This window comes from Dyella sp., from assembly GCF_035508675.1.
GTDB lineage: Bacteria > Pseudomonadota > Gammaproteobacteria > Xanthomonadales > Rhodanobacteraceae > Dyella_B.
In genome coordinates this window covers 1-24,490 of record NZ_DATJMN010000243.1, presented here as the reverse complement: position 1 = coordinate 24,490, position 24,490 = coordinate 1, and the positions used below count along the sequence as shown (strand labels likewise).

Here is a 24,490-nt window from a genome sequence, read left to right as displayed (position 1 = left end):
GCGGTGGCTTATCTCAAGCAACACACGGCCAAGGTCGCCGTGATGGGTTTCTGCATGGGCGGCGCGCTCGCCTTGCTTGCCCTTGGCCAGAACACCGATCTGTCGGCTGGCGTGGTGTGGTACGGCTTGCCGCCGCTGGAGTACATCGATGCATCGCGCATCAAGGTGCCGGTGCTGGGTCACTGGGGCACACAGGATCAATTCTTTTCGATCACGTCGGTGGATGCACTGGAAGCGAAGTTTGCCGAAAGCGGCGTGCAGGCGCAGTTCCATCGCTACCTCGCGCATCATGCATTCGCCAATGAGACGGCGGTGGGGCATGGGCGTATTGCGGGTACGCAGTACGATCCTGAGTGGGCGCAGCTGGCGTGGGACCGGACGTTTACGTTTCTTGGGAAGACGCTTTGGTCGTAACGGCTTTCATTGCACGACGCATGTTGGCGCGTAGGTTGGCGGTGAGCGCATGCGAACCCCAACAGTGCCATGCAAAGAACGATGTTGAGGTCCGCGACAAACCGTTCCCTCCCCTGCGGCAGTAGGGGAGGGAGCGCATCGTGGCGAGGTTAGACAAACAGCGAGCAGTTTATAGAAACGCCCTTAAAGGCGCGGAGCATTCCAGCCTTCATCCCTCAGGCAACGATGCAACAGCGCGCCGCTGCCATAGATAAATCGGCAAGCCCGCCAACACCAGCACCGCACCCCACAGCAACGTCTCCGTACCGGTACCCACCAGCGCCCATGCACTGAAAGCAAGCGCACCCACGGCAACCATCCGCCGCCATCGGCTGCTGGCCCGATCGATCCGCCACCAGGCCAATACCGTAATCAGGTAAGGCAGCAAGGTCGCTGCCGTCGACAGCAGGATGGTGAAGGTAAACAACGCCACCAGCGTGCGACTGTAATTGGAAACGATCAGCGCGCTGGCCAGCAGGCTGCTGGCCAGCAGGCCGAACCATGGCGTACCGCGCCCGTCCAGGCGCGCGAAGGCCTTGGGAAACAAACCATCCAGCGCAGGCGCGAGCGTGGTCTGCGCTTGCAGCAGCACCCAGCCATTGAGCGCGCCGAAGCACGAAATACTGGCAACGACGCCAATGCCGATGCCCGCCGCCGGCCCCCACGTGCGCCGCGCCGCTTCGGCCATCGGTGCGGCCGAGGCATGCAGCACATCCGCCGGCAGCATGCCGACCACCACGGTGCAGGCCAGCATGGTGGCGAGCCCGGCGATGGTCATGCCGATCACCGTCGCGCGCGGTACGGTACGTTGCGGATCGCGCACCACGCCGGTCGGCACGGTCGCCGTTTCCAGGCCGAGGAACCCCCACAGCGTAAGCGCCGCCACCGAGGAAGCCACGCTCACCAGGGGCAGGCCGCTGGCATTGAAGGGATGAAAGGCGCTCGCATGCACCCAGCCCAGCCCCAGCAGGCCGAACACCACCAGCGGCACCAGCTTGAGCGAGGTGGTGATGATGGCCGTATAGCCGGCTTCACGCACGCCGGACAAGCTGATGAACGTGCAGACCCATAACGCGCCCAAGGCGCACAAGGCGCCGCGCCAAGGCGTGGCGGTCGCCGCCGGCCACACGGAACCGAGGCTGCCGGCAAACGCGACGGCAATCGCCGCGTTCGCCGACCACACGCATACCCAATAACTCCACGCCACCAAAAAACCCACGCGGTCGCCGAAGGCTCGTCGCGCATAGGCATACGCGCCGCCGTGGTTGGGCACGATCTGCGCCAGCCATGCATACACCAGCGCCAGCATCAGGGCGCCAGCCAGGCTGATGGCCCAGCCCAGCAAGCTCGCCGCACCGTAAGGCGCCAGCGCCGCGGGCAGCACGAACACGCCCGAGCCGATGATGTTGCCAATGACCAGCGCGATCAGCATCCACAAGCCGAGCGACCGCTGCGCGCCGCTCATGCGTGGGCGAGCGAATCGCGGTAAGCGCGACGCAGCATTTCGTGGAAATGATGCACGGCGTTTTCGCGCAGCGGATTGAGCCGGCCGGCGTCGTAGGAACCGGACGCCAGCCCGCGCTGGACGTCTTCGCAGATGGTGACGTCTTCGTCCTGCACCTCATCGCTGAAGGCGATGTCCTTGGCGCGCCGCGCCTGCGCTTGCGGGCTGTCGTCCGGCGCGTAATAGAAATCGAACACCACGCGGCAGCGATCCACGCCCATCGGCAGCACGCGATTGGTCTGCAGGCGGCCCGGCAGGATGTTGAGCATGGCGTTCGGATACAGGAAGTAATACAGCGCTTCACCGCTGCCGTAGAGATCATCGCCGCTTTCCAGCGGGCTGTACTGGAACGAATACCACTGGGCTGTTTCGGTGATGTAGCTGCGATAGTCGAGCAGGCTGTTCAAGCCGGGGTGGATGCACGGCACGTGATAGCCTTCCAGGTAGTTGTCGACGTAGACCTTCCAGTTGCAGGCCACGTCGTAGCTCACGCGATGATGAAAGGCATAGCCGTCCAGCGCGCGATCCACGCCAAGACGCGCATCGATGCCGGCCACGAAATCGTCGAACGGCGGCGCCTCGCCAATTGCTACGAACACCAGCCCCTGCCACACATGCACGCGTACCTCCGGCAAGCGGATATCGGCGGGGTTGAAGTCGGGCGTGCGGCCCATTTCCGGTGCACCGCGCAACACTCCATCCAGGCCATAGGTCCAGCCGTGGTAACGACAGCGCAGGGTGTGCGCGCCGCGTCCGTCGCAACTGGCGATCGGTCCCGCGCGATGGCGGCATACGTTATGGAAGGCGCGAATGTTCGTTTCGTTGCTGCGCACCACCAGCAGCGGAAGGCCGGCTATCTCGGTGACCACGTGATCGCCGATATCCGACAGTTGCGATTGATGGCAGACCAACTGCCAGCTGCGAGCGAACACCATGGCGGCATCCAGGGCCGGCATGCGTGCATCGGTATAGAAACGGGCCGGCAAGGTCAGCGCGTGGTCGAGGGGCTGGGGAGCGAGGGTGCCCGGTGAAAGTAACTCGGTCATGGCGCTACCTGGCGACGGTGAGGTTCAGTATTTCCCGGACTGCAGTGCAGCATCAATGAGAGACCGCCACGTTGCCGTTGGCCGGCATGCCATCACCATCGACGTGCGGGGGCATCACCGCGCCGGGCGGTGTCGCACAACGTCACTTTCAGGAACGAAAGCCGCCGGCGGTATGCGAAAGCCTGTGCGAAACCTGCGCCAACGTGCTGATCGGGCCGGGTCACGGCGCGCACCGGCCCCATGCGCCGGAACTTTCAGGCTCCGCCGCCCGGCACGCCCGGTTCAGGCAGCCAGGCCCATCACCAAACCGTGATGGATCGCACATTCACGCAGCAAACATGGCGTGGCACATGCTTACTTCTTCACATCCATGAAAGGCCCGACCGGGTCCGTTAGCAATCAATGCAGGGTGGAACAGGGGATGGAACAGATCGTCGAATGTCTGATTGCCGGAGGCCCGCAACATGGCTTGGTACGCCGGCAGCTATGGGACCCGCACCATCCGATGTCGCCTGCAGTGGCGGCGGGTGATGGCAAGGTGTGCATCGCGGCGGCGCGCCGGCCGGCCGGTCCATACAGCAACCGCTTCCTGCTGCTGCATCCGCAGGCGACCGGCCAGGAAATTCTGGCCATGATGGCCAGAATGTGTGTGAGAACCACCGCGCCCAGCTTGTGCAGCAATTGAGCAATACGCTCTTTAAAGCTTTACGTACGCATCGTTCTCGCCCGCGATATAAAGCCGCACACCTTTGCGCGGGTAATCGCAGACATCCTGCTCCAGCCGCTGCCCTACCACCAGAAACACCAGCGGCTCGCTGCCCGTATTGACGACGACATGCGCGGGGCCGCCGCGCGCAAAACCCAGGAAGTCACCCGGGCCGATGGCATGAATCTGTTCGTCGATCTGCGCTTCGCCCTGTCCGGAAAGCAGGTAAAGGCATTCTTCCTCATAGAGATGACGGTGATATTCGGAGGATTCATGCCCCGGCATGAGGGTGATGATGTGCGCGCCCAATTGCGTCAGGCCGGTCATATCGCCGACCGATTTCTTTAGCCGGACCGCATTGGGGTTCAAGGTATGCACCGAGCGGGTGGCGTTCATCTTGTCGATGTCTGCCGCCTTCACCAGCTCGCGTATTTGCTTCGAGGGCTGTTCTTTCAAAACATGTTCTCCTGCTGAGCGCCGGGTCCGAGATTTTTTCCGCCATGCTCGGGCGCCGTCCGGACAACGCCGCGCAGGCTCGACATTATTAGCCCATCCGAATGGGTTGCGCTCCACCTCCATCGAGGTCGGCGATGGCATGCGCAGCATGCAGATGATCCCGCAACGCACGCTGGGTGAAGACCTCACCATCGAAACCACGCTTGCCTTTGTGTGCTGCGCACAACGTATTTCGCCGCGATGACGAGCAAAAACAGGGGGATATATCAGCAGGCGAACCCCAATCTGCGCGACGGCGTGGAATCCCGGCAGCGGAACGTCCATGAAAGCCGGGATTTTCATCTCGACCCAAGCGCGTTAAGCCTTCTCTCGCGGCACCTTCACACATCCTATACATCAGGCCGCCATCAACACGCCGAGGAGCTGAAATCTACCTGACCCACACGTTTTTTTCGTCACACCGAGCGTGCAGATTTACGTGTATTTTTGTGAGACTCGCCTTCACCAACACCGTTTGGCGCGGCGTCCATCACTGTACTTTCGAACGACCTCCGCATTGGGATGTGCGGCCATGTGCGGCTCGTCCTGACGGCAAGTCACGCCATGGTTCTGGATCCACAGATTTCATGACGGGGCGTGCATGACCACCGATACCTGGGAAACCCTCGAACGTCGCCAGGTGATTGCTGCGCTGCGCAGCTTTCGCCGCGGCGATTTCCATGTTCGCTTGCCGGAAGATCTGGACGGTCCCGATGGCGAACTGGCGCAACTGTTCAACGAAGTGGTGGACCTCAACCAGCAGATGACGGCAGAGCTGGAACGCCTGTCGCAAGTGGTAGGCAAGGAGGGCAAGATCAGCCAGCGCGGACGCGTGCGGGCGGCGACGGGCGGCTGGGAAAACGCCATCCTCGCGGTGAACGAGATGATCGAGGACATGGTGCAGCCCACCACCGAAGTGGCGCGCGTGATCGGCGCCGTGGCCAAGGGCGACCTGTCGCAATCGATGACGGTGGAGATCGACGGACGTCCGCTGCGCGGCGAATTCCTGCGCATCGGCAAGGTGGTCAACACCATGGTGGAGCAGCTCGCCTCGTTTGCCTCGGAAGTGACGCGCGTGGCGCGCGAAGTGGGCACCGAAGGCAAGCTCGGCGGGCAGGCGACGGTGCGCGGCGTGGCCGGTACGTGGAAGGACCTCACCGACAACGTCAACGCCATGGCCACCAACCTCACCAGCCAGGTGCGCAACATTGCCGAAGTCACCACCGCCGTGGCCTCGGGCGATCTTTCCAAGAAGATCACAGTGGAAGTGAAAGGCGAAATCCTGGAGCTGAAGAACACCATCAACACCATGGTGGACCAGCTCAATTCGTTCGCCTCGGAAGTGACGCGCGTGGCGCGCGAAGTGGGCACCGAAGGCAAGCTCGGCGGCCAAGCGCGCGTGGAAGGCGCAGCCGGCATCTGGAAGAACCTTACCGACAACGTGAACCTGATGGCCGACAACCTCACCGGCCAGGTGCGCAACATCGCCGAAGTCACCACGGCGGTGGCGCGCGGCGATTTGTCCAAGAAGATCACGGTGGACGTGAAAGGCGAAATCCTGGAACTGAAGAACACCGTCAACACCATGGTGGACCAGCTCAACAGCTTTGCCTCGGAGGTAACGCGCGTGGCGCGCGAAGTCGGTTCCGAAGGCAAGCTCGGCGGCCAGGCGCGCGTGGAAGGCGTCGGCGGCACCTGGAAAGACCTGACCGACAATGTGAACCTGATGGCCGGCAACCTCACCGGCCAGGTGCGCAACATTGCCGAAGTCACCACCGCGGTGGCGCAAGGCGATCTGTCCCGCAAGATCACGGTGGACGTGAAAGGCGAAATCCTGGCGCTCAAGAACACCACCAACACCATGGTGGACCAGCTCAATTCCTTCGCCTCCGAAGTGAGCCGCGTGGCGCGCGAAGTGGGTACCGACGGCAAGCTCGGCGGCCAGGCGCAAGTGCCGGGCGTGGGCGGCACCTGGAAGGACCTTACCGACAACGTGAACCTGATGGCGACCAACCTCACCAACCAGGTGCGCGGCATCGCCGAAGTGGTGACGGCGGTGGCGCAAGGCAATCTCAAGCGCAAGCTGTCGGTGGATGCGAAAGGCGAAATCGCCGCGCTGGCCGACACCATCAACGGCATGATCGAAACCCTGGCCACCTTCGCCGACCAGGTCACCAACATGGCGCGCGAAGTGGGCATCGAAGGCAAGCTCGGCGGCCAGGCGCGCGTACCCGGCGCGGCGGGCCTGTGGCGCGACCTTACCGACAACGTGAACCAGCTGGCCGCCAACCTGACCAATCAGGTGCGTTCGATCGCCGACGTGGCCACCGCCGTCACCAAGGGCGACCTGTCGCGTTCGATCGCGGTGGAAGCCTCCGGCGAAATGGCCTCGCTGAAGGACAACATCAACGAGATGATCTGCAACCTCAAGGACCAGACCTTGAAGAACGCGGAACAGGACTGGCTGAAAACCAACCTGGCCCGCTTCTCGCGCATGCTGCAGGGCGAGCGCGACCTGGCCACGGTGTCCAACCTGATCATGTCGGAACTGGCGCCCTTGGTGAACGCGCAATACGGCGTGTTCTACGTGACGCGCCGCGAGGAAAACGAAACCGTGCTGGAACTGGTCGCCACTTACGGCGCCACCAACCGGGATGCGCTCAAACCTACCTTCCAGCTGCGCGAGGGACTGATCGGCCAGTGCGCGGCCGACAAGCGCGCGATCCTGCTCTCCGACGTGCCACCCGATTTCATCCGCATCTGCTCGGGCCTGGGCGAAGCGGCGCCGGTCAACATTGCCGTGCTGCCGGCGCTGTTCGAAAACGACGTGCGGGCGGTGATCGAGCTGGGCTCGTTCAGCCGCTTCAATGAGACGCACCAGAGTTTCCTCGACCAGCTGATGGAATCGGTGGGCATCGTGCTCAACACGATCGCCGCCACCATGCGCACGGAAGGGTTGCTCAAGCAATCGCAATTGCTCACGCACGAACTGCAGGCGCGGCAGACCGAGCTCACCACCAAGCAGAAGGAGCTGCACACCACCAACGAAGAACTGCAGGAAAAAGCGCAGTTGCTGGAGAACGAAAAGAAACAGGTGGAAGCCAAGAACTTCGAGATCGAGCTGGCCCGCCGCGCAGTGGAGGAAAAGGCCGAGCAGCTGGCGCTCACCTCCAAGTACAAGTCGGAGTTCCTGGCCAACATGAGCCACGAGCTGCGCACGCCGCTCAATTCCTTGCTGATTCTTTCGCGCCTGCTGGCGGACAACCCCCAGGGCAACCTCAACGACAAGCAGACCGAATTCGCGCGCACCATCCACTCCGCCGGTTCCGATCTACTCAACCTGATCAACGACATCCTCGACCTGTCCAAGATCGAATCGGGCACGGTATCGATCGAAATCGGCGACATGGCGATGAACAGCCTCAAGCAGCATATGGAGCGCACGTTCCGCCAATTGGCGGCCGACAAGAACCTGGATTTCCAGGTGAACTTCGGCGCCGACCTGCCCGCCTCCATCCGCACCGACGAAAAGCGCCTGCAGCAGATCGTGCTCAACCTGCTTTCGAACGCCTTCAAATTCACCTCCGAAGGCGGCGTGACGCTGTCGGTGAATCGCGCCACCGGCGGGTGGAGCACCCATCACCCGGTGCTGCGCGACGCCGAATGCGCGATCGAAATTGCCGTCACCGACAGCGGCATCGGCATTCCCAAGGACAAGCAGAAACTGATCTTCGAAGCGTTCCAGCAAGCGGACGGCACCACCAGCCGAAAGTATGGCGGCACTGGCCTCGGGCTCTCGATCAGCCGCGAAATCGCGCATTTGCTCGGCGGCGAACTGCAGGTCCGCTCCACGCCGGGCGCGGGCTCCACCTTTACCTTGTTCGTGCCGATGGAATTGCCATCGCATGCGTCTGCTGCGCCCGGCACGCACAACGCGCGTTACGACAACAGCGGCACCATCCTGCCCAACGCCCTGCCCGCGCAACTGGAAGTGACCGATGACCGGGATGCACTGGACGATGCCCCGTTCGTGCTGATTGTCGAGGACGATCCTACGTTCGCCTCGATCCTGCTGGACATTGCCCGCGACGTCGGACTGAAGGGCGTGGTCTCCACCGCCGGCGCCGGCACGCTGGTGCTGGCGCGCAAGCTGCGCCCGCATGCCATCACCCTGGATCTTGGCCTGTCGGATATCGACGGCTTCGTGCTGCTGGATCTGCTCAGGCACGATCCGTACACCACGAACGTACCCATCCACATCATTTCCGGCGCCGAAAAACTGCTTACCGAGCACTCGCTGAGCGAATACGGCGTAACCGAAAAACCCGCCACGCTCGACCAGCTGACCGCGGTATTCGCCGAACTTGCGCAGCGCATTCGCCAAGCACCGGCATCGCCGCCGCCGACGCCGGCCGATGGGCCGCCGATCACGGCCTTGCGTCCCGTACCTGAATTGGCGGGCGCCAAAGTGCTGATCGTCGACGACGACATCCGCAACATTTATTCGCTGACCAGCGTGCTGGAAAACTACGCGGTGGAAGTGCTGCATGCCGAGCGCGGCCGCGACGGCATCCTCATTCTCGAACAGACGCCGGGCATCGACCTGGCGCTGATCGACATCATGATGCCGGAGATGGACGGCTACGAAACCATGCAGCAGATTCGCGCCCAGCGGCACCTGGCCAAGGTGCCGCTGATCGCGGTCACCGCCAAGGCGATGAAAGGCGACCGGCAGAAATGCCTGGACGCCGGCGCGTCCGACTACATCGCCAAACCGGTCGACATCGAACTGCTGCTCGCTCTATTGCGGGTATGGATCACGCGCTCGCGCGAGCGCGCCGCGACGCATGCATTTGGGGCAGAACTGGCGCTGGAGAACCAGCCATGACAACGCTCACCTTCGCCGCTTCCCCCGCCGCCCCCGAGCCGCTGCAAGCGGCCAGCCGCGCACGCGTGCTGCTCGTCGACGATGACGAACGCAACCTGCATGCGATCACGAACGTACTGGAAGACATTGCCGAGGTGGTGCCGGCCGACTCGGGGGAAGAAGCGCTGCGGCAACTGCTCAAGAGCGAATTCGCAGTGATCCTGCTGGATGTCTACATGCCCGGTATGGACGGCTACGAAACCGCGCAGCTGATCCGCGCACGCGAACAGACCAAGCGCATCCCGATCATTTTCCTGTCGGCGGTGAACAAGGAGATGGCGCATCTTCTGCGCGGCTATGCGATGGGTGCGGTCGACTATGTGTTCAAGCCGGTCGAACCGATCGTGCTGCAATCGAAGGTGAGCGTGTTCGTCGACCTGTTCATGATGCGGCGCGAAGTGCAGCAGAAGGCCCTGCAGGAGCAGGAGCTGGAATCGCAATTGCTGCACGCACGCAAGATGGATGCATTGGGCCAGATCACGGGCGGCATCGCACACGATTTCAACAATCTGCTGGCCGCGGTGCTGGGCGGACTGGAGATGCTGCAGCTGCGTGTGCCGATGGCGCCGGAACACCGCAGGCTTTTCAACATCACCCGGCGCGCCGCCGAACAGGGCGCAGCCCTGGTGGCGCGCCTGCTGGCGTTTGCGCGCAAGCAGAAGCTCGAACCGGCCAGCATCGACGTGGACCGGCTTTCCACCGCGGTAACACAAATGCTGGAGCATACGTTGGGCGGCATGGTGACGCTCCAATGGCACCGGGACGAGGATCTCTGGCATCCCTACGCCGATGCGGCGCAACTGGAACTCGCCCTGGTGAACCTGGTCATCAACGCGCGCGACGCGATGCCGGAGGGCGGCACGATCCGCATCACCGGCCGCAACGCACACGGCGGCCAGGCCGGCCTCCCGCAGGGTGACTACGTGGTGCTGGCCGTCTCCGACACCGGCGTGGGGATCGCACCGCACGACCTGGAACGCGTCACCGAACCGTTCTTCACCACCAAGGCGCAAGGCAAGGGCACCGGTCTCGGGCTCAGCATGGTGTATGGCTTTGCGCGCCAATCCGGCGGCATGGTGCGCATCAAAAGCCGGCTCGATGAGGGCACGACGGTGGAAGTGTGGCTGCCGCGCGCAGCAGGCTCGCCGCAGACGGCAGCAGATACGCCATCGACGGCAAAACTGCCAAGCACAGCCTCAAACGGATCGCAGCACATTCTGCTGATCGACGACCACGACAGTGTGCGCCTGACGACGATGAGCTTGCTGGAAGAACTCGGCTACCGCGTTACCGCGTTGCCCGATGGCGTACAAGCCGTCCAATTGCCCAACGAGGAACTGCAAGCCGTGGACGTGCTGATCAGCGATTACGCGATGCCGCAGATGTCCGGCTCCGAAGTCATCCGCAAATTACGCACCAAGAAACAGGCGCTGCCGGCGATCATCATTACCGGCTATGCGGATGCGATCGCGAATATTCCCGAGAGCGTGCGCGTGCTCAACAAGCCGTTTACGCTGACACAATTGCAGGAAGCGATCGCGGCGGTGGAAACCAGGCAGATGGCGTGACGCATTGCGTGGCGCTTCGCAGGTTGGCGGTGAGCGTATGCGAACCCCAACGGTCGCCATGCAGATTGCAATGTTAGGGTTCGGCGTTGCCTCATCGCCAACCCATGGGCGGGGATTGCATCCCAGCCCATGTGCAGCATGATGGCTCGACAGGAGCGCGGCGACTACCTGGACGCCACCTGCAGCGGCGAATCCTTCCACCGCTCCTGTTCGACCTTGCGCCACCAGGGCTGCACCTCTTCCACCAACGCCGGCTCGATCGGCTCGCCCAGCAACGGCATCACCAATCCCTCGGGCGCCTTGGCGAGCAGCACTTCGGCCGGTTCGTCCCAGGCGTGCAGGGCCAGGTTGAAGGTGGCCCAATGCACCGGCAAAAAACTGCCGCTGCCCAGTTGCTTCCACGCCTTCAAGGCGTTGTCAGGCCCCAAGTGCATGGAGCCCCACGCAGGATGGAACGCGCCCACTTCGATCATCACTAGGTCGAACGGCCCCAGCCGCTGGCCGATCTCGGCAAAGTGCGGCGAAAGTCCGGTGTCGCCGCTGAAGAACACCACGTTGCGCTCGCCGCGGATCACGAACGACGACCACAGTGTGGCGTTGCGATCGCGCAGTGTGCGGCCCGAGAAGTGATGTGAAGGCGCCGCGGTGAGGGTGAGGCCGGCCAGTGTCGTGCTTTCCCACCAGTCCAGCTCGATGATGCGCTCGGCCGGAATGCCCCATGCCTCCAGGCGCGCACCGACGCCGAGCGAGGTGACGAACGGAACATTCAACGCCGCCAGCGCACGCACACTCACGTAATCCAGATGATCGTAATGATCGTGCGAGATCACGATGGCATCGAGCTCGGGCAGCGCGTCGATGGCCACCGGCACCGGCTGGAAACGTTTCGGCCCCAGCAAGGGAAACGGCGAGGCGCGCGCGCCCCAGACCGGATCGGTCAACACGCGCCGGCCATCGATTTCCAGCAGCACCGTGGAATGGCCGAGCCAGGTGGCGCGCAGGCCGGACTGTATCCGCCGCGTCCATGCCGCACGTGGATCGACGGATGGCAGCGGACGCGACGGCACGCGCTGCTCCTTGCGGCGGAACATGAAGTCGACCAAGCTCGGCTTGTTTTCCAGGTCGCGCAGGGCGCTCGGTGAATAGGTGTTGACGAAACGTTCCTGCGCATATTGCGTGGATGCCAGCATGCGCTCCAAGCGGAGCCCAGCAAGCCGTTGGCGAAATGGGGACATGCCCTACCTCTCGGGAAACATGGTTGGCGCTGCCGGCCGCGGTGCGGGCGGCCTGCCTGGATGACTATGTGTGCTGGGCAGATACTATCCAAGCCCTACTGCAGCGATGTTCGAGTACATTTTTTGGGCGATTTGTTATGTAATCGCTATCAGGGGGCGGAAGCTGCACAAGGCACGCATGCATTCCAGCGAGGGGGATACCGACATGGGTTTCTTGCACATTTTCCAGGGCAACCTGATCCCGTTCCTGACCGTGGTGGTAGCGACGACCACGGTGGCGCTGGTCTGTCACTACTTCACCAGCGGCTGGCCATCGGCGCTCGAATCCCTGTTCTGGGATTTCATCGCGACGACCGCCGCGTGCGGTGCGTTCATCACCATCCCGCTCTGGCATCTCTCCGGCGCAGCACCGCTGCCCTGGTCGGGAGAAATGGAAGCGATGGAAACCTATCGTGCGCTGCTGGTGCTGTCGTGCCTGGGTTCGCTTGTCGGCTATGTGGTGGGAGCCATGCTGGTTCCGCTGGCTTGCAAACGCATGGGTTGCTGGCAGTAGGCTGGGAGTAAATCCCGCGCACGGTTTGGCAGTGCGCGCGTGCGAACCCCAACGTTGCCATGGGCACCATGCCGGTCACGCATGCACCCAAAGAAATTCGGTCGGCCTGCGCAACTCATCGAACTGGCTGGCCAACTCGAAACTCAGCACGAAGATGGACGCACAAAAAAGGCCCTGGTATTTGACCGACAGTCCAGTACCGGCGCGGTAATACGCTCGCGCAAGGCATGCTGGTTGAGCAAAGGGCGCTACGGTCGGCCGCCATCGATCTGTGCGGCCCTGGCTTCGATCAAGGCCCTGATTCGCTCCGCATCATCCGGTGTGGCCGGGTTGTAGATGATCATGCTGAGATCCGGCCGACCATCGACTGCGAACGCGGAAAACTCCAGCGCAATCAAACCCAATTGGGCATGGTGAAGATGCTTGGTGCCGCCCTCGTCGTAGGAGCGCACGTCGTTGTCGCGCCACATCGCGGCGAACTCCGGGCTGAGCCGACTGAGTTCATCGACGATAGCCGCGATCGCTTTCGACGCGCCCGCGCGCGCTGCGTCCGCGCGCAGCACCGCCACGACGAAGCTTGCAACGTGTTCCCAATCGAGCTGCGCAGCGCGCACGCGCGGATCGAGAAACATCAGGCGCAGTACGTTGCGCTGCGGCGGCGCGAGCTGGGCGTAGTCGGTCAGCACGATGGCGGCGGCACGATTCCAGGCCACGATGTCCCACGTGGCGGTTTTCACCACCGCCGGGCTGAGCGTCATCGCATCGAGCACGCGCTGCAGCCGCGGCGTCACGCCTTCCACCGCCTGGTAACGCACCTCGGGCGGGCGGCCCAAGGCAAGCAGGAACAGATGTTCGCGTTCCACGTCCGTCAACATCAGTGCGCGCGAGATGCGTTCGAGCACGTCGGCCGATGGCGCCCCGCCCCGCCCTTGCTCCAGCCACGTGTACCAGGTGGCGCTGACGTTGGCGCGCTGCGCTACTTCTTCGCGCCGCAATCCGGGGGTTCGCCGGCGCGTCAAAGGAAAACCAAACGCCGCCGGGTCGAGCTTCGTGCGGCGATCCCGCAAATAGATTCCCAAAAGGTTCTCGTGCGTGGCCGCCATGGCAATCCTGCTACTGGTTATACCTGTATAACGTCACTACTTTTACCGGGGTAATTCGCGCCCAGACTATACCGCCATCCACACCTGGAGGGCGTTACTCATGCGTGTTTTCGTCACCGGCGCGACCGGATTTGTCGGCTCCGCCATCGTCAAGGAATTGATTTCAGCAGGACATCAAGTGCTGGGCCTGGCACGCTCCGACACCGGCGCTGCATCGTTGGAAGCGGCCGGCGCACAAGTGCATCGCGGCTCGCTCGAGGATCTCGACAGCTTGCGCCGCGGCGCTGCCGCTGCCGATGGCGTGATCCATACCGGTTTCAACCACGACTTTGCCAAATTCGCGGAAAATTGCGCGATGGACCGGCGCGCCATCGAAGCCCTCGGCACCGAACTCGAGGGCTCCGGCCGCCCGTTGCTGGTCACCAGCGGCGCAGCGCTGCAAGTTCAAGGCCGCGCCGGCACCGAGGAAGATCCACACCTTCCCACTTCCGCCAGCTACCCGCGCGCCTCCGAAGCCGCCGCGGACATCCTGGCCGCACGCGGCATACGCGCCGCAACCGTGCGCCTCCCGCCAACGGTGCATGGCCAGGGCGATCATGGCTTCGTGCCGATGCTGATCCAGCAGGCGCGCGAGAAAGGCGTATCGGCCTATATCGGCGACGGGCTCAATCGCTGGTGCGCGGTGCATCGCTTCGATGCCGCGCGCGTCTATCGGCTGGCACTGGAGCGTGGTGCAGCTGACGGTCCCTATCACGCGATTGCCGAGGAAGGCGTACCGCTGAAGGACATCGCCCAGGTGATCGGCAAACATCTGAACGTACCAGTGGTCGCCAAATCGCCCGAGGAAGCGAACGAACACTTCGGCTGGTTCGCGATGTTCGTCGGCATGGACATGCCGCGGTCAAGCGAGCGCACGCGCAAACGGCTGGGCTGGACGCCGAAGGAGATCGCGTTGCTGGCGGATATGGAAGCGCATTACTTCGCGAGTTGAAGCTCGGCGTTGATCGCCGTGCATAGATGCTGGCCTTCAGCACACATGCTCCGAAAGTAGGGAAGGCTCCATGCATTCCTTGATTCGTCGCCCCGGCGAAGGCCCAGCGACTTTCCGCCTGATCCGCACGCACACCAATAACTAGAGTCGCTGGGCCCCGGCTTTCGCCGGGGCGACGGTTCTGGATGAGCCACCCACTCAGCCAAGCGACGGAAACGCCGTGATGCGTAATTTGGCCCCCGCATAAGGCACCAGGGTGATGGCTTGCACGGCCTCGTCGGTGGCGGGTTCCGCCTTGGCCGGCACCGGGTCTGCGCTACCCTCCTCCGCTTTCCACGCTGGCACATAGCGTCCGTGCAGCGCCAATTGCACGCCCGGCGTGGCGCCGGCAAATGGCTTTTCGCCGATGGGGTGCTCGCTTACCGAGACAGATGCATCGGGCACGATGCCCAGATTCCACCGCGCGCCCGGATACACCTGCCAATCGTTGGTCGGGCCGCGCTTGCGCCAGATCACCCAGTTTTCCTTGATCGGCAACGCGTATACCAAGGCGCCGCGGCTGACACTGAGCGCACCGTTATAACCGCGCTCCATGTTTACTTCAGCGTCGAAAACCATTTCAACGACATCGCCCGGCGTCCAGGTGCGTTCGATGGCGGTAAAGCCCGGCGTCGGCGCGATGGTGTTGCCATTGACCGTGATGCGCGTGTCCTTCGACCACGCCGGCATGCGCAGGCGTAGTGGAAAGGCCAGCGCCCGCTGCGGCTTGATGGTGATGCTGACGCTTTGCCGGAATGGGTAATCGCTGACTTGTTCAACCAACACAGGCACATCGCGCACCATCGTGTTGACGGTGCAAGGCGCGTAGCTCATCGCCGCCAAACCGCGATCCGCCGTGGCCATCCACAAACTGTTGGTGAACTTGGGCCAGCCTTGATGGAAATTCGCCGTGCAGCAGCGGAAATTGGGTTCGAGGCCGAACAGGTTCGATTCCGGGCCATCCGTAGTCCACGGCCGGCGATGCAGGCTGCATTCGACCTGGTTGGGTTGCTGGTTGTATTGATGTGCCCACATATCATCGGTCAATGCACCGGGCAGTGCATTGAAAGCGATGCGTTCCAGGCGATCACCCAGCGCAGGATCGCCGGTAATGGCCAGGGCCAATTCGAGCGAGAACATCGTCTCCACCACGGTGCAAAGCTCGGTGCCTTGCGACGGGCTGCGGCCAGCCAGATGCTCGTCAGCGGAGAACATGCCGTTGGGCAAACCGTGATAGGTATCGAGCATCAGCAACTGATGATGGATCGCCTCGCGATCGGCGGTGCTGCCGGACACGATGGACCACACCGGCGATGCCTTCAATGCCTGCGCGTTGTTGACGCCATGTACCTGCAGACCGATATCTTCCATGAACACATCGCCGCCGCCGGCTTGCTTGCGCAACGCATCCGCATCCACCTTTTGCGTAAAGCGGAAATGTGCGAAGGCAGCTTGCCAATCGTAACCTTGCTGTTTGAGCAGCTGCGCCAACTCCAGCAGCTTGGGATCGTGCGTGCGCTGATAGAGCCACAATACCGAGACCAACTCGTCCTGCCAGCGCATGCGGCCCCAGTCGCGCAACGGGCGCGCCGGCATGGCCTGCAGTTGGTGGTGAAAATAGCGCGCCATCAGGGGCATCACGCGCGGATCGCCGGTAAGCTCGTGATACTGGGTCAGCACCTTGAGCATGACCATGCGTGGCCACCAGTCGTCATTGCTGCGGGGGCCGAACATGCCGTTATCCCATGGATGGTCCAGCGTCCAGTCGATGAAACGCATGGCCTTGATTTTGAGTTTTGGCGAATCCAGCTGCCACGCCAACGGAACCAGGCCATCGAGAAAATATGGGCCGTCTTCCCAGGATTCGCCCTTCCCACCCGACCAGCCGCTGTCCGGTCCCACGATGGGCCAGAACTCATCCAGGTGGCCACCCAAGCCATCCACCTGAATCTGCAATTGCCGCAACAACCAGCCACCGGCCTTGATCGAGCCCGCCGGCAGCAATGCAAAGGGTTGTTGCAGCAAGGGCGCCTGCGGAAACAACGGCGCCTGCCCCGCGCCGCCGGCTGCCATGGCGGTCGCCGAAGCGGCGGCGGCCAGCGGACGGAACGACATCGCACTCATGGCGCCGGTCAACGCCGCACCATGCAGAAAGGCGCGGCGGCTCATCGGAGGAAGCTGGGACATGCGCTGGCCCTCGGCTTATGAGGGGACCGAGTGTTGTTCAATCATCGGACAAATTCAAATGCCGAAGGGTAAATTGAAGGAAAGACGAGCCTTTGCGTCGCAAGCAAAGGCTCACGCAACATTCGCCGACGGCCCGGTCGCCTGCGAACAGAGAGGGCTGGTGACGACGACGATACTTAATTCAGTGTGGCACTAAAGCTTGGAACCGCCATCCACGCGCAGCGTGTCGCCGGTGATCCAGCGCGCATCCTCGGAAGCCAGGAAAGCAATGGCGCCAGCGATGTCGTCCGGCTGGGCGATGCGCTTGATCGACTGCATGGCCAAGGTGATGCTGCGGCCTTCGTCGGTCTTGGTGAAGTTGGACATGTCCGTTTCCACGACGCCCGGTGCGACGGCGTTGACGCGAATACCGCGCGAGCCCAGCGCCGCGGCAAAGTGCTTGACCATCGTATCGATGGCGCCCTTGGTGGCGGCATAGGCAGAAAGATTGCCCGCTGCCGCGTGCGCGGCTAAGGACGACGTGAAAATGACGCTGCTGCCCTCACGCAAAACGCCAAGCAACTGCTGCACCAGAAAAAACGGCGCGCGCACGTTCACCGCAAACAGCTGATCGAAATCGGCAAGCGTGGTGTCTTCGATCGTGGCTGCCTTGGAGATGCCTGCATTGGCAACCAGGATATCCAGTCGCTCACCGACAATGGCGTGCACCTGGCGGGCCAGTTCATGCGGCCCCTCCGGCGCGCCAAGGTCAGCTCCTATTTTTTCTGCGCGGCCACCAGCCTGGCGAATTTCCTCCACCACAGCGTCGGCTTCTTTCTGCGCGCTGCCGTAGTGCACCAGCACCTGGGCACCCGCTTTGGCGAGCGCCAGAGCGGCAGCGCGGCCGATGCCGCGGGATGCGCCGGTCACCAGCGCGGTTTTACCTGAAAGGTTGCTCATGATCATGCTCCAAGTCGTAAGTCACGGAATAGCGTTTTGAACCTTCCATCAGCCAAGCTTCTCAAGCATTGCCTTGGAAGGCATTGGATTGCCTGGAAACACAATCTAAGAGCGCCTGGCGCATTTGAAAAAGACTTTATAAGCTTACAGCCATGCCTGAAATGCATGGCCATGGAGCCTGCCGTGGAACTTCGCCATTTGCGGTATTTCATTGCGGTTGCCGAAACCGGCAGCCTCACGATTGCGGCGGCGCGGCGCTTGCACACCTCACAACCTTCGCTCAGCCGGCAGATCAAGGATCTGGAAGATCAGGTCGGTGCAGAGCTACTGGTTCGAAGCCCGCGCGGCATCACATTGACGGAAGCGGGCAAGGTATTTTTCGATCACGCCAAGATGGCACTGAGCCAGGTCAACGCCGGTATCGAAGCAGCACGCAGGGCCGCGCAACCCGGCAAGCAACGTTTTGCAATGGGTTTTCTTACCGGCCAGGAAATGACATGGCTGCCCGAGGCCATGCATATTCTTCGTGCCGAATTGCCGAACATCGACGTGACGGTTTCCAGCGATCATTCACCGGACCTCGCCGATGCATTGGTCCGCGGAAAACTCGACCTGGCCTTTCTTCGAGCGGAGCCTGGCTACGATCTGATCTATCGTCCCATCATGCAGGAACCGCTGGTCGTGCTGATGCCGAGCGATCATCGTCTTGCGTCGCGAGACAAGGTTCGCGCCAGGGACCTGCTCGGCGAGCCCTTTATCGGCATGGGCAACAAAGCCAACGTGCTGCGCGTCGTCATCGACGATTATCTGCATAGCGCGAACGTAGACATCACTCCCAGCCAGGTGGTCGACAATCCAGCCACGTTGATGTCGCTGGTCGCTTCGACGCGGGGCATTACCTTGATTCCAGCGTATGTGCAGAACTTGATGCCGTGGTCGGTGACGAGCCGTCCATTGGCGGGCAAGGCACCCAGCATTGATCTGGCGGTCGGGTATAGCCGAACGAACAGCTCGCCCATTCTGAAGATGTTCCTGTCGCACGTGGATGAGCTGATATCACGGGTGAGTTCGCCCAAACCGCGATAAATGGCACAGGGCTTTTCAGCGCCCTCCCCTACGGCAACAAGGAGAGCGGGCGTGGGTTGGTGGTGATGCGCAGTCGAACCATGATGTTGCTACGCACATCATTCCCGGTCTTTCTACTACATGTTTAGTTGACAGCGCCCAGGATCGGACTAGAATCTACCATAGTAGTGGCGGCCATCATGAAGATATCGCTTACCGATCGCGAAGCCGACGTCATGCAGGTGCTGTGGGATTACGGCCCTTCGGTGGTCTCCGAGGTGCGCGAGCGATTGAGTGATCCGCTGGCCTATACCACCGTGCTGACCGTGCTGCGCACGCTGGAAGCGAAGGGCTACGCCGGGCATGACGAAGAAGGACGCGGGCATCGTTATTTCGCCAGCGTAAAACAACAGGCTGCGCGCAAAAGCGCGTTGCAGCACCTGACCGACAAGCTGTTCAAGGGCTCGGCAGAACTGCTTTTCTCGCACCTGGTTTCCGATCAAAAGCTGACGCCGGAACAGATCAAGCGCATGCGCCAGTTGCTGGCCAATCAATCCGGCAAGGAGAAGCCGTGATGCTGGCCATGATCAGCTATGTGGTGATGATTGGCCTACTGCTGAGCGCAGCGGCGCTGGTGGCCGAACACGCAGCCAGGCAGCGTGGAACGCCAAGGCGATGGATATGGATGACGGCCATTGTGGCCAGCTTGCTGATTCCGCTGATCATTCCCAACGTTACCGTCCGCATGCCGGATCTGGTCAGGCCGGCCGATACCAGGGAGTCGATCGCCTTGCGCGACATGACTTCGGTGCACGTGCCAGTGGCGCTGCTCGATCTCGGCATGCCGGATACCGCTGCGAAACAGCCTGGCTTCGACGTTTTTTTTCATCGGCTATGGTTGGGCATTTCGCTAGCGATGTTGATCGGATTGGCCATCAGCGGCGGCCTGCTCTTTGCGCGCAAGCGTCGCTGGGCGCAGGGCCATCTCGGCGACACGCCGGTATTGATCGCGCCCGATGTGGGGCCTGCCGTCGTCGGCCTGCTGCGTCCACGCATCGTGATACCGGCGTGGCTGCTGCATGAGCCGGCCGACCGACAGCAGTCCGTACTGGCGCATGAACAATCCCATCTGGATGCGCGCGATCCGCAAACACTCACCCTGGCGCTGTGCCTGCTGGTGGTGATGCCGTGGAACCTGCCGCTGTGGTGGCAACTTCGTCGGCTGCGCCGCGCCATCGAGGTGGACTGCGATGCACGCGTGCTGCGCAGCGGCCGCGATATGGCGCAGTACTGCGAAACCTTGATTCAAGTGGGCCAGAACCAATCCCGTTATATCGGCGCCGTGGCTGCCATGTCGGAGTCCGGATCGTTTCTTGAACAGAGGATCAAAATCATGTTGTGCAAACCAGGAAAGCGGGCGCGCCTGTCGGCGCTGGCGATGATCGCTGCATCGATAGGCATGGCGGCCTTTGCCGCGCAGGTAACGCCACCGGGCGCGGATGATGCATCGGCGAAGCACGAGGTAAGCGTGAGCCCTACGGTGCTCACCCGCTATGCAGGTTTCTACCGATTCGGCCCGTACGCGGTGATGACGGTGAAGCTGGACGGATCGCAGCTTGAAGCCCAGCTCACGGGGCAGGCGTTCCTTCCGATCTATCCGAGCAGCGATACGGCCTTCTTCTACAAAGCCGTCAATGCGCATATGAATTTCGTCGTGCCTGCGCAGGGCCTGGTCACTGCCATGGAGTTCTACCAGAACGGTCACCACACCAGCGCCCCGCGCATCGACGCCGCTACCGCGCAGCGTATCCAGAACGCGCTGGAAAAACGGATAAGCGCCCAACAGCCCTACCCGAATAGCGAACAGATGCTGCAGGTCCTTCTGGCCGACAACCCCGATGCCAGCCAATTGAGTCCGGCTTTGGCGCAGGCCATGCGCGAGCAGCGGCCGCGCACAGAAGCCTTCTTCGGCAAGCTCGGTCCGGTGACGTCGCACCAGTTCATCGGAGTCAATCCCCGTGGATGGGACAAATACCTGGTCCAACACGCGAACGGTACAGAGCAGGTGAGCTTTGTGCTCGATGACGATGGGACGATCGTCGGAGCACTTCGTCAGCCGTGATGCATCGTCGTCCCGGCGAAAACAGGCTGAGGCGATAAATCTGAATAAGTATCGCCATCTACGGCGTCATGGCGGGTCCTTCTCATACCGCGTAACGCCATCCGGCAATTGCACCCACGCATGCCGCCTGCACTCGTATACCGAATCCTGCGGCGGCGGAAAGGCGGGATCGGCGAAAGCGCCAACCGCCACGCTCACGTAGCGGTCGTTGCCCTCTTCGGTATGGAACACGTTGCTGCCGCAGATGGGACAGAAGCGGAAGCGGAACGCCGCACCCTGGTCGCCGCTGCGCACGAACTCGGTGGCTTGGCCGGTAACCTTGAAAGGCCCGGCAAACGAAGCGAGTGCTGCGAAGACGCTGCCGGTGCGTTGCTGGCAGGCCAGGCAGTGGCAAACGCCGGTACCCACGATTTCTCCCTGCACTTCAATGCCTAGCTGGCCGCAATAGCAGGAAGCGGTTCTGCTTGTCATGGCGATCCTCGCAGGCTGCCGGTTTTGCGGATGGTACGGCGCACGTAGACTGGGATGGAATCCCAGCATCGCCATGCGAGTTAATGCTGGGATTCCACCCCAACCCACGTGCCTTGCCCGCCTTACCGGCCGATGGCGTCCAGTTGCGCCAGCACATTTTGCGGCAGCTGCTGTGTCGCGGCCTGCAGGTTCTCGCGCAGATGCTGCAGCGAAGAGGTGCCGGGAATCAGCAGGATGTTTGGTGCGCGCTGCAGCAGCCAGGCAAGCGCGATCTGCATGGGCGTGGTGCCAAGCTCGGCGGCGATGTTGGACAACGCGGATGACTGGATCGGCGTAAAGCCGCCCAGCGGAAAGAATGGCACGTAGGCGATGCCAGCCTTGGCCAGTTCGTCGACCAGCACATCGTCGTTGCGATGGACCAGGTTGTAGTGGTTCTGCACGCAGACGATGTCGGCAATGCCTTGCGCTTCCTTCACCTGCACGGCGGTGACATTGCTCAGGCCGATGTGGCGCACCAGACCTTGCTGCTGGAGTTCGGCGAGTGTCTCGATCTGCCCGGCAATCGAACCTTCACTGGGCTCATGCACATTGCCCATGATGCGCATATTGACGACGTCGAGCGCGTCCAATCCCAGGTTGCGCAAATTGTCGTGCACCGCGCGCCGGATGTCTTCGGGCTGTTGCGCCGGTTGCCACGATGCATCGTCGCCACGCACGGCGCCGACCTTGGTGACGATCAGGAGATCGCGCGGATAAGGGTGCAAGGCTTCGCGAATGATCTGGTTGGTGACGTGCGGCCCGTAGAAATCGCTGGTGTCGATATGGTTGACGCCGGCCGCGACCGCTTCGCGCAGCACGGCAATGGCGGTGTTGCGGTCCTTGGGCGGACCGAACACGCCGGGGCCGGCCAGTTGCATGGCGCCGTAGCCCATGCGGTTCACGGTGCGGTCGGCGAGCGGAAAAGTGCCGGCGGCGGAAGCGAGCTTCGTCATGGAGTTCTCCTGGGTGGTAGGCATGAGTGGGTAGACTCCCACTATGCGGCCGGCCGGGTTGTTAGATAATCCAGGCCAATGTGCACGGGCTGTGCAAAAGGCTGAACAATGGCCGTAGAGTTCAACGACCTCGCCGCTTTTCTTTCCGTGACCCGCGCCGGCGGCTTTCGCGATGCGGCACGGGCCAGCGGCGTTTCCGCATCCGGTTTGAGCGCAGCGGTGCGACGGCTGGAAGCAAAGTTGGGGGTGCGACTGCTCAATCGCACCACGCGCAGCGTTGCGCCCACCGAAGCTGGCCTGCGATTGATAGAGAGATTGGCGCCTGCATTGGCCGAAATGGAAGCCGCGCTGGATGTGCTGAACCGGTTCCGCGATAGTCCGGCCGGCACGCTGAAACTCAACGTGCCGGCCGGTGTGGCGCGCGTGGTCTTGCCGCCGATCATCACGACATTCCTGCAAGCCTATCCGGACATTCGCATTGAAACGGTGGTGGAAGACAGTTTCGTCGACGTGCTTTCCGCCGGCTGCGATGCCGGCATTCGCTACGACGAGCGGCTGGAGCAGGATATGGTGGCGATTCCGATCGGGCCGCGCCTGCAGCGCTTTGCCACTGCTGCGGCGCCAGGCTACCTGGATCGGCATGGCCGCCCGCAGCATCCGCGCGACCTGCTTTCCCACGCTTGCCTGCGCGGACAATTCGCCAGTGGCGCGTTACCGGTGTGGGAATTCGAACGCGATGGCGAAGTGATCCGCGTGGATGTAACCGGGCCGCTGCTGGTACGCCCAGGGCCCGCGTTCGACCTGGCGGTGAGCGCCGCAGTCGGTGGGCTTGGCATCGTGCATCTGTATGAGGATTGGGTGCGCCCGCATCTCGACAGCGGCGCGCTCGAACCGATTCTGCAGCCGTGGTGGCAGAACTTCGCCGGGCCGTTTCTTTATTACCCAGGGCACCGTCACTTGCCGGCACCGCTGCGTGCGTTTGTAGATTTTGTGAAGGAAAGCAACGCATCGACCGCTGCGATGCCATGACGCGTGCAGCGATTCTTTCGTTGCGCGGAAGGCTGCCTGCCATGCGGCAAGGCTTCGATCCATCCGTCGACGCGCGTACAGTTGCGGCCACCTCCCGCCTCCCCCAGCCCAGGAGTCTTCCGTGATGGCGCCCTTGCCTGCTTCACCCTTGCTCGACCGCATCGGCATGCGGTTGCCGATCATCCAGGCGCCGATGGCGGGCGTGTCCTCGCCGGCCATGGCGGCGGCAGTGACCCAACACGGCGGCCTCGGCTCGCTGGGCATGGGTGCGATGACGGCAGCGCAGGCGCGCGAAGCGATCCATCAATCTCGGGCGTTGAGCCCGGGGCCGCTCAATGTGAACCTGTTCGTGCATCGGCCGGCGCTAGCCGACGCGCAGAAGGAGGCTGCGTGGCTTGCGCGCTTGGGTTCGGAATTCGAACGCGCAAAGGCACAACCGCCGGAACGCTTGCGGGAAATCTACACGTCATTTCTTGCCGACGACGACATGCTCGCCATGCTGGCGGATGAAAAGCCGAAGGTGGTGAGCTTTCATTTCGGCGTGCCGCGGCCGGATCAAGTTGCGACATTGCACACTGCTGGCAGCATATTGCTTGCGTCGGCCACCAATGTCGAAGAAGCCAAGCTGCTTGAAGCGGCCGGCATCGATGCGATTGTCGCGCAAGGTTATGAAGCGGGCGGCCATCGCGGCATGTTCGACCCGGATGGCGAAGACAGCCGCATGGGCACGCTTGCGTTGACGCGGGTGCTGGTGCGCAGCTTGGACATTCCGGTGATTGCCGCCGGCGGCATCATGGATGGCGCTGGCATTGCCGCGGCGCTGAAGCTCGGCGCGGTGGCCGCGCAATTGGGCACGGCGTTCGTGCCCACGGATGAATCGCTGGCCGACCAGGGATTTCGTGCGTTGCTTTTCAGCGATGCCGCGCATCACACGGTGATGACGCGGGTGATTTCAGGACGGCCTGCGCGCAGCCTGGCGAATGCGTTTACGCGCTGGGGGGCGCAGGTGCCGGACGATGCGGTACCGGACTATCCGGTGACCTACGATGCGGGCAAGGCGTTGCA

Annotated in this window: 20 protein-coding genes; 11 read left to right on the top strand and 9 right to left on the bottom strand. The window is 62.6% G+C overall.

The window, feature by feature from the left end:
• The coding region (locus tag VMA74_RS12885) for a dienelactone hydrolase family protein (protein WP_325367553.1) at positions 1-414 on the top strand (414 nt) is incomplete at its 5' end.
• A 208-nt stretch (positions 415-622) separates the two neighbouring features.
• Here the strand turns inward: VMA74_RS12885 and VMA74_RS12880 are convergent.
• Both VMA74_RS12880 and VMA74_RS12875 read right to left on the bottom strand, forming a co-directional pair.
• Positions 623-1,918 (bottom strand): amino acid permease, encoded by a 1,296-nt coding sequence (locus tag VMA74_RS12880; RefSeq protein ID WP_325367551.1) that lies wholly within the window; start codon positions 1,916-1,918, stop codon positions 623-625.
• Positions 1,915-3,003: an aromatic ring-hydroxylating oxygenase subunit alpha gene (locus VMA74_RS12875; RefSeq protein WP_325367549.1), complete on the bottom strand. Its 1,089-nt coding sequence runs from the start codon at positions 3,001-3,003 to the stop codon at positions 1,915-1,917. The genes VMA74_RS12880 and VMA74_RS12875 overlap by 4 nt, the downstream gene beginning before the upstream one ends.
• A gap of 421 nt (positions 3,004-3,424) precedes the next feature.
• On the opposite strand from VMA74_RS12875, the gene VMA74_RS12870 reads away from it, so the two are divergent.
• Positions 3,425-3,688: a hypothetical protein gene (locus VMA74_RS12870; protein WP_325367547.1), complete on the top strand. Its 264-nt coding sequence runs from the start codon at positions 3,425-3,427 to the stop codon at positions 3,686-3,688.
• Between the two features lie 12 nt (positions 3,689-3,700).
• On the opposite strand, the gene VMA74_RS12865 is transcribed toward VMA74_RS12870, so the two are convergent.
• Positions 3,701-4,507, bottom strand: coding sequence for a cupin domain-containing protein (locus VMA74_RS12865; protein WP_325367545.1), 807 nt, complete (start codon positions 4,505-4,507; stop codon positions 3,701-3,703).
• Positions 4,508-4,805: 298 nt separating this feature from the next.
• Here VMA74_RS12865 and VMA74_RS12860 point away from each other — a divergent pair, with 298 nt between their 5' ends.
• Together VMA74_RS12860 and VMA74_RS12855 are read left to right on the top strand one after the other, a co-directional pair.
• Positions 4,806-9,092 (top strand): HAMP domain-containing protein, encoded by a 4,287-nt coding sequence (locus VMA74_RS12860; protein ID WP_325367543.1) that lies wholly within the window; start codon positions 4,806-4,808, stop codon positions 9,090-9,092.
• On the top strand, positions 9,089-10,699 hold the full coding sequence (locus VMA74_RS12855; RefSeq protein ID WP_325367541.1) for a response regulator: 1,611 nt from the start codon (positions 9,089-9,091) through the stop codon (positions 10,697-10,699). The genes VMA74_RS12860 and VMA74_RS12855 overlap by 4 nt, the downstream gene beginning before the upstream one ends.
• A gap of 164 nt (positions 10,700-10,863) precedes the next feature.
• Here the strand turns inward: VMA74_RS12855 and VMA74_RS12850 are convergent, their stop codons facing one another.
• Complete coding sequence (locus VMA74_RS12850; protein WP_325367539.1) at positions 10,864-11,934, bottom strand: MBL fold metallo-hydrolase; 1,071 nt, start codon at positions 11,932-11,934, stop codon at positions 10,864-10,866.
• Between the two features lie 205 nt (positions 11,935-12,139).
• Here VMA74_RS12850 and VMA74_RS12845 point away from each other — a divergent pair, with 205 nt between their 5' ends.
• Positions 12,140-12,487, top strand: coding sequence for a hypothetical protein (locus tag VMA74_RS12845; RefSeq protein WP_325367537.1), 348 nt, complete (start codon positions 12,140-12,142; stop codon positions 12,485-12,487).
• Between the two features lie 248 nt (positions 12,488-12,735).
• Here VMA74_RS12845 and VMA74_RS12840 read toward each other — a convergent pair whose 3' ends face one another.
• Positions 12,736-13,590, bottom strand: coding sequence for a helix-turn-helix transcriptional regulator (locus tag VMA74_RS12840; RefSeq protein WP_325367535.1), 855 nt, complete (start codon positions 13,588-13,590; stop codon positions 12,736-12,738).
• 100 nt (positions 13,591-13,690) lie between these two features.
• Between VMA74_RS12840 and VMA74_RS12835 the strand changes: the two genes are divergently transcribed.
• A complete protein-coding gene (locus VMA74_RS12835) occupies positions 13,691-14,581 on the top strand; it encodes an SDR family oxidoreductase (RefSeq protein ID WP_325367533.1) in 891 nt (296 codons plus the stop codon).
• A 198-nt stretch (positions 14,582-14,779) separates the two neighbouring features.
• On the opposite strand, the gene VMA74_RS12830 is transcribed toward VMA74_RS12835, so the two are convergent.
• Both VMA74_RS12830 and VMA74_RS12825 read right to left on the bottom strand, forming a co-directional pair.
• A complete protein-coding gene (locus tag VMA74_RS12830) occupies positions 14,780-16,807 on the bottom strand; it encodes a beta-L-arabinofuranosidase domain-containing protein (protein ID WP_325367531.1) in 2,028 nt (675 codons plus the stop codon).
• Between the two features lie 192 nt (positions 16,808-16,999).
• Positions 17,000-17,746, bottom strand: coding sequence for an SDR family NAD(P)-dependent oxidoreductase (locus VMA74_RS12825; protein WP_325367529.1), 747 nt, complete (start codon positions 17,744-17,746; stop codon positions 17,000-17,002).
• A 183-nt stretch (positions 17,747-17,929) separates the two neighbouring features.
• Between VMA74_RS12825 and VMA74_RS12820 the strand changes: the two genes are divergently transcribed.
• The 3 genes from VMA74_RS12820 (at position 17,930) to VMA74_RS12810 (ending at position 20,933) form a co-directional block, all read left to right on the top strand.
• A complete protein-coding gene (locus VMA74_RS12820) occupies positions 17,930-18,832 on the top strand; it encodes a LysR family transcriptional regulator (protein ID WP_325367527.1) in 903 nt (300 codons plus the stop codon).
• A gap of 179 nt (positions 18,833-19,011) precedes the next feature.
• Positions 19,012-19,386 carry a BlaI/MecI/CopY family transcriptional regulator gene (locus tag VMA74_RS12815; RefSeq protein WP_325367525.1) on the top strand — a complete coding sequence of 125 codons (375 nt, stop codon included), beginning with the start codon at positions 19,012-19,014 and terminating at the stop codon, positions 19,384-19,386.
• On the top strand, positions 19,386-20,933 hold the full coding sequence (locus VMA74_RS12810; protein ID WP_325367523.1) for a M56 family metallopeptidase: 1,548 nt from the start codon (positions 19,386-19,388) through the stop codon (positions 20,931-20,933). The genes VMA74_RS12815 and VMA74_RS12810 overlap by 1 nt, the downstream gene beginning before the upstream one ends.
• A gap of 66 nt (positions 20,934-20,999) precedes the next feature.
• Here the strand turns inward: VMA74_RS12810 and VMA74_RS12805 are convergent, their stop codons facing one another.
• Positions 21,000-21,404, bottom strand: coding sequence for a GFA family protein (locus VMA74_RS12805; protein WP_325367521.1), 405 nt, complete (start codon positions 21,402-21,404; stop codon positions 21,000-21,002).
• A gap of 122 nt (positions 21,405-21,526) precedes the next feature.
• Positions 21,527-22,396, bottom strand: a complete 870-nt coding sequence (locus VMA74_RS12800) for an aldo/keto reductase family oxidoreductase (RefSeq protein ID WP_325367519.1) — start codon at positions 22,394-22,396, stop codon at positions 21,527-21,529.
• 108 nt (positions 22,397-22,504) lie between these two features.
• Between VMA74_RS12800 and VMA74_RS12795 the strand changes: the two genes are divergently transcribed.
• Together VMA74_RS12795 and VMA74_RS12790 are read left to right on the top strand one after the other, a co-directional pair.
• Positions 22,505-23,425 (top strand): LysR family transcriptional regulator, encoded by a 921-nt coding sequence (locus VMA74_RS12795; protein WP_325367517.1) that lies wholly within the window; start codon positions 22,505-22,507, stop codon positions 23,423-23,425.
• Between the two features lie 124 nt (positions 23,426-23,549).
• On the top strand, positions 23,550-24,490 hold a 941-nt coding region (locus VMA74_RS12790), incomplete at its 3' end, for a nitronate monooxygenase (RefSeq protein ID WP_325367515.1).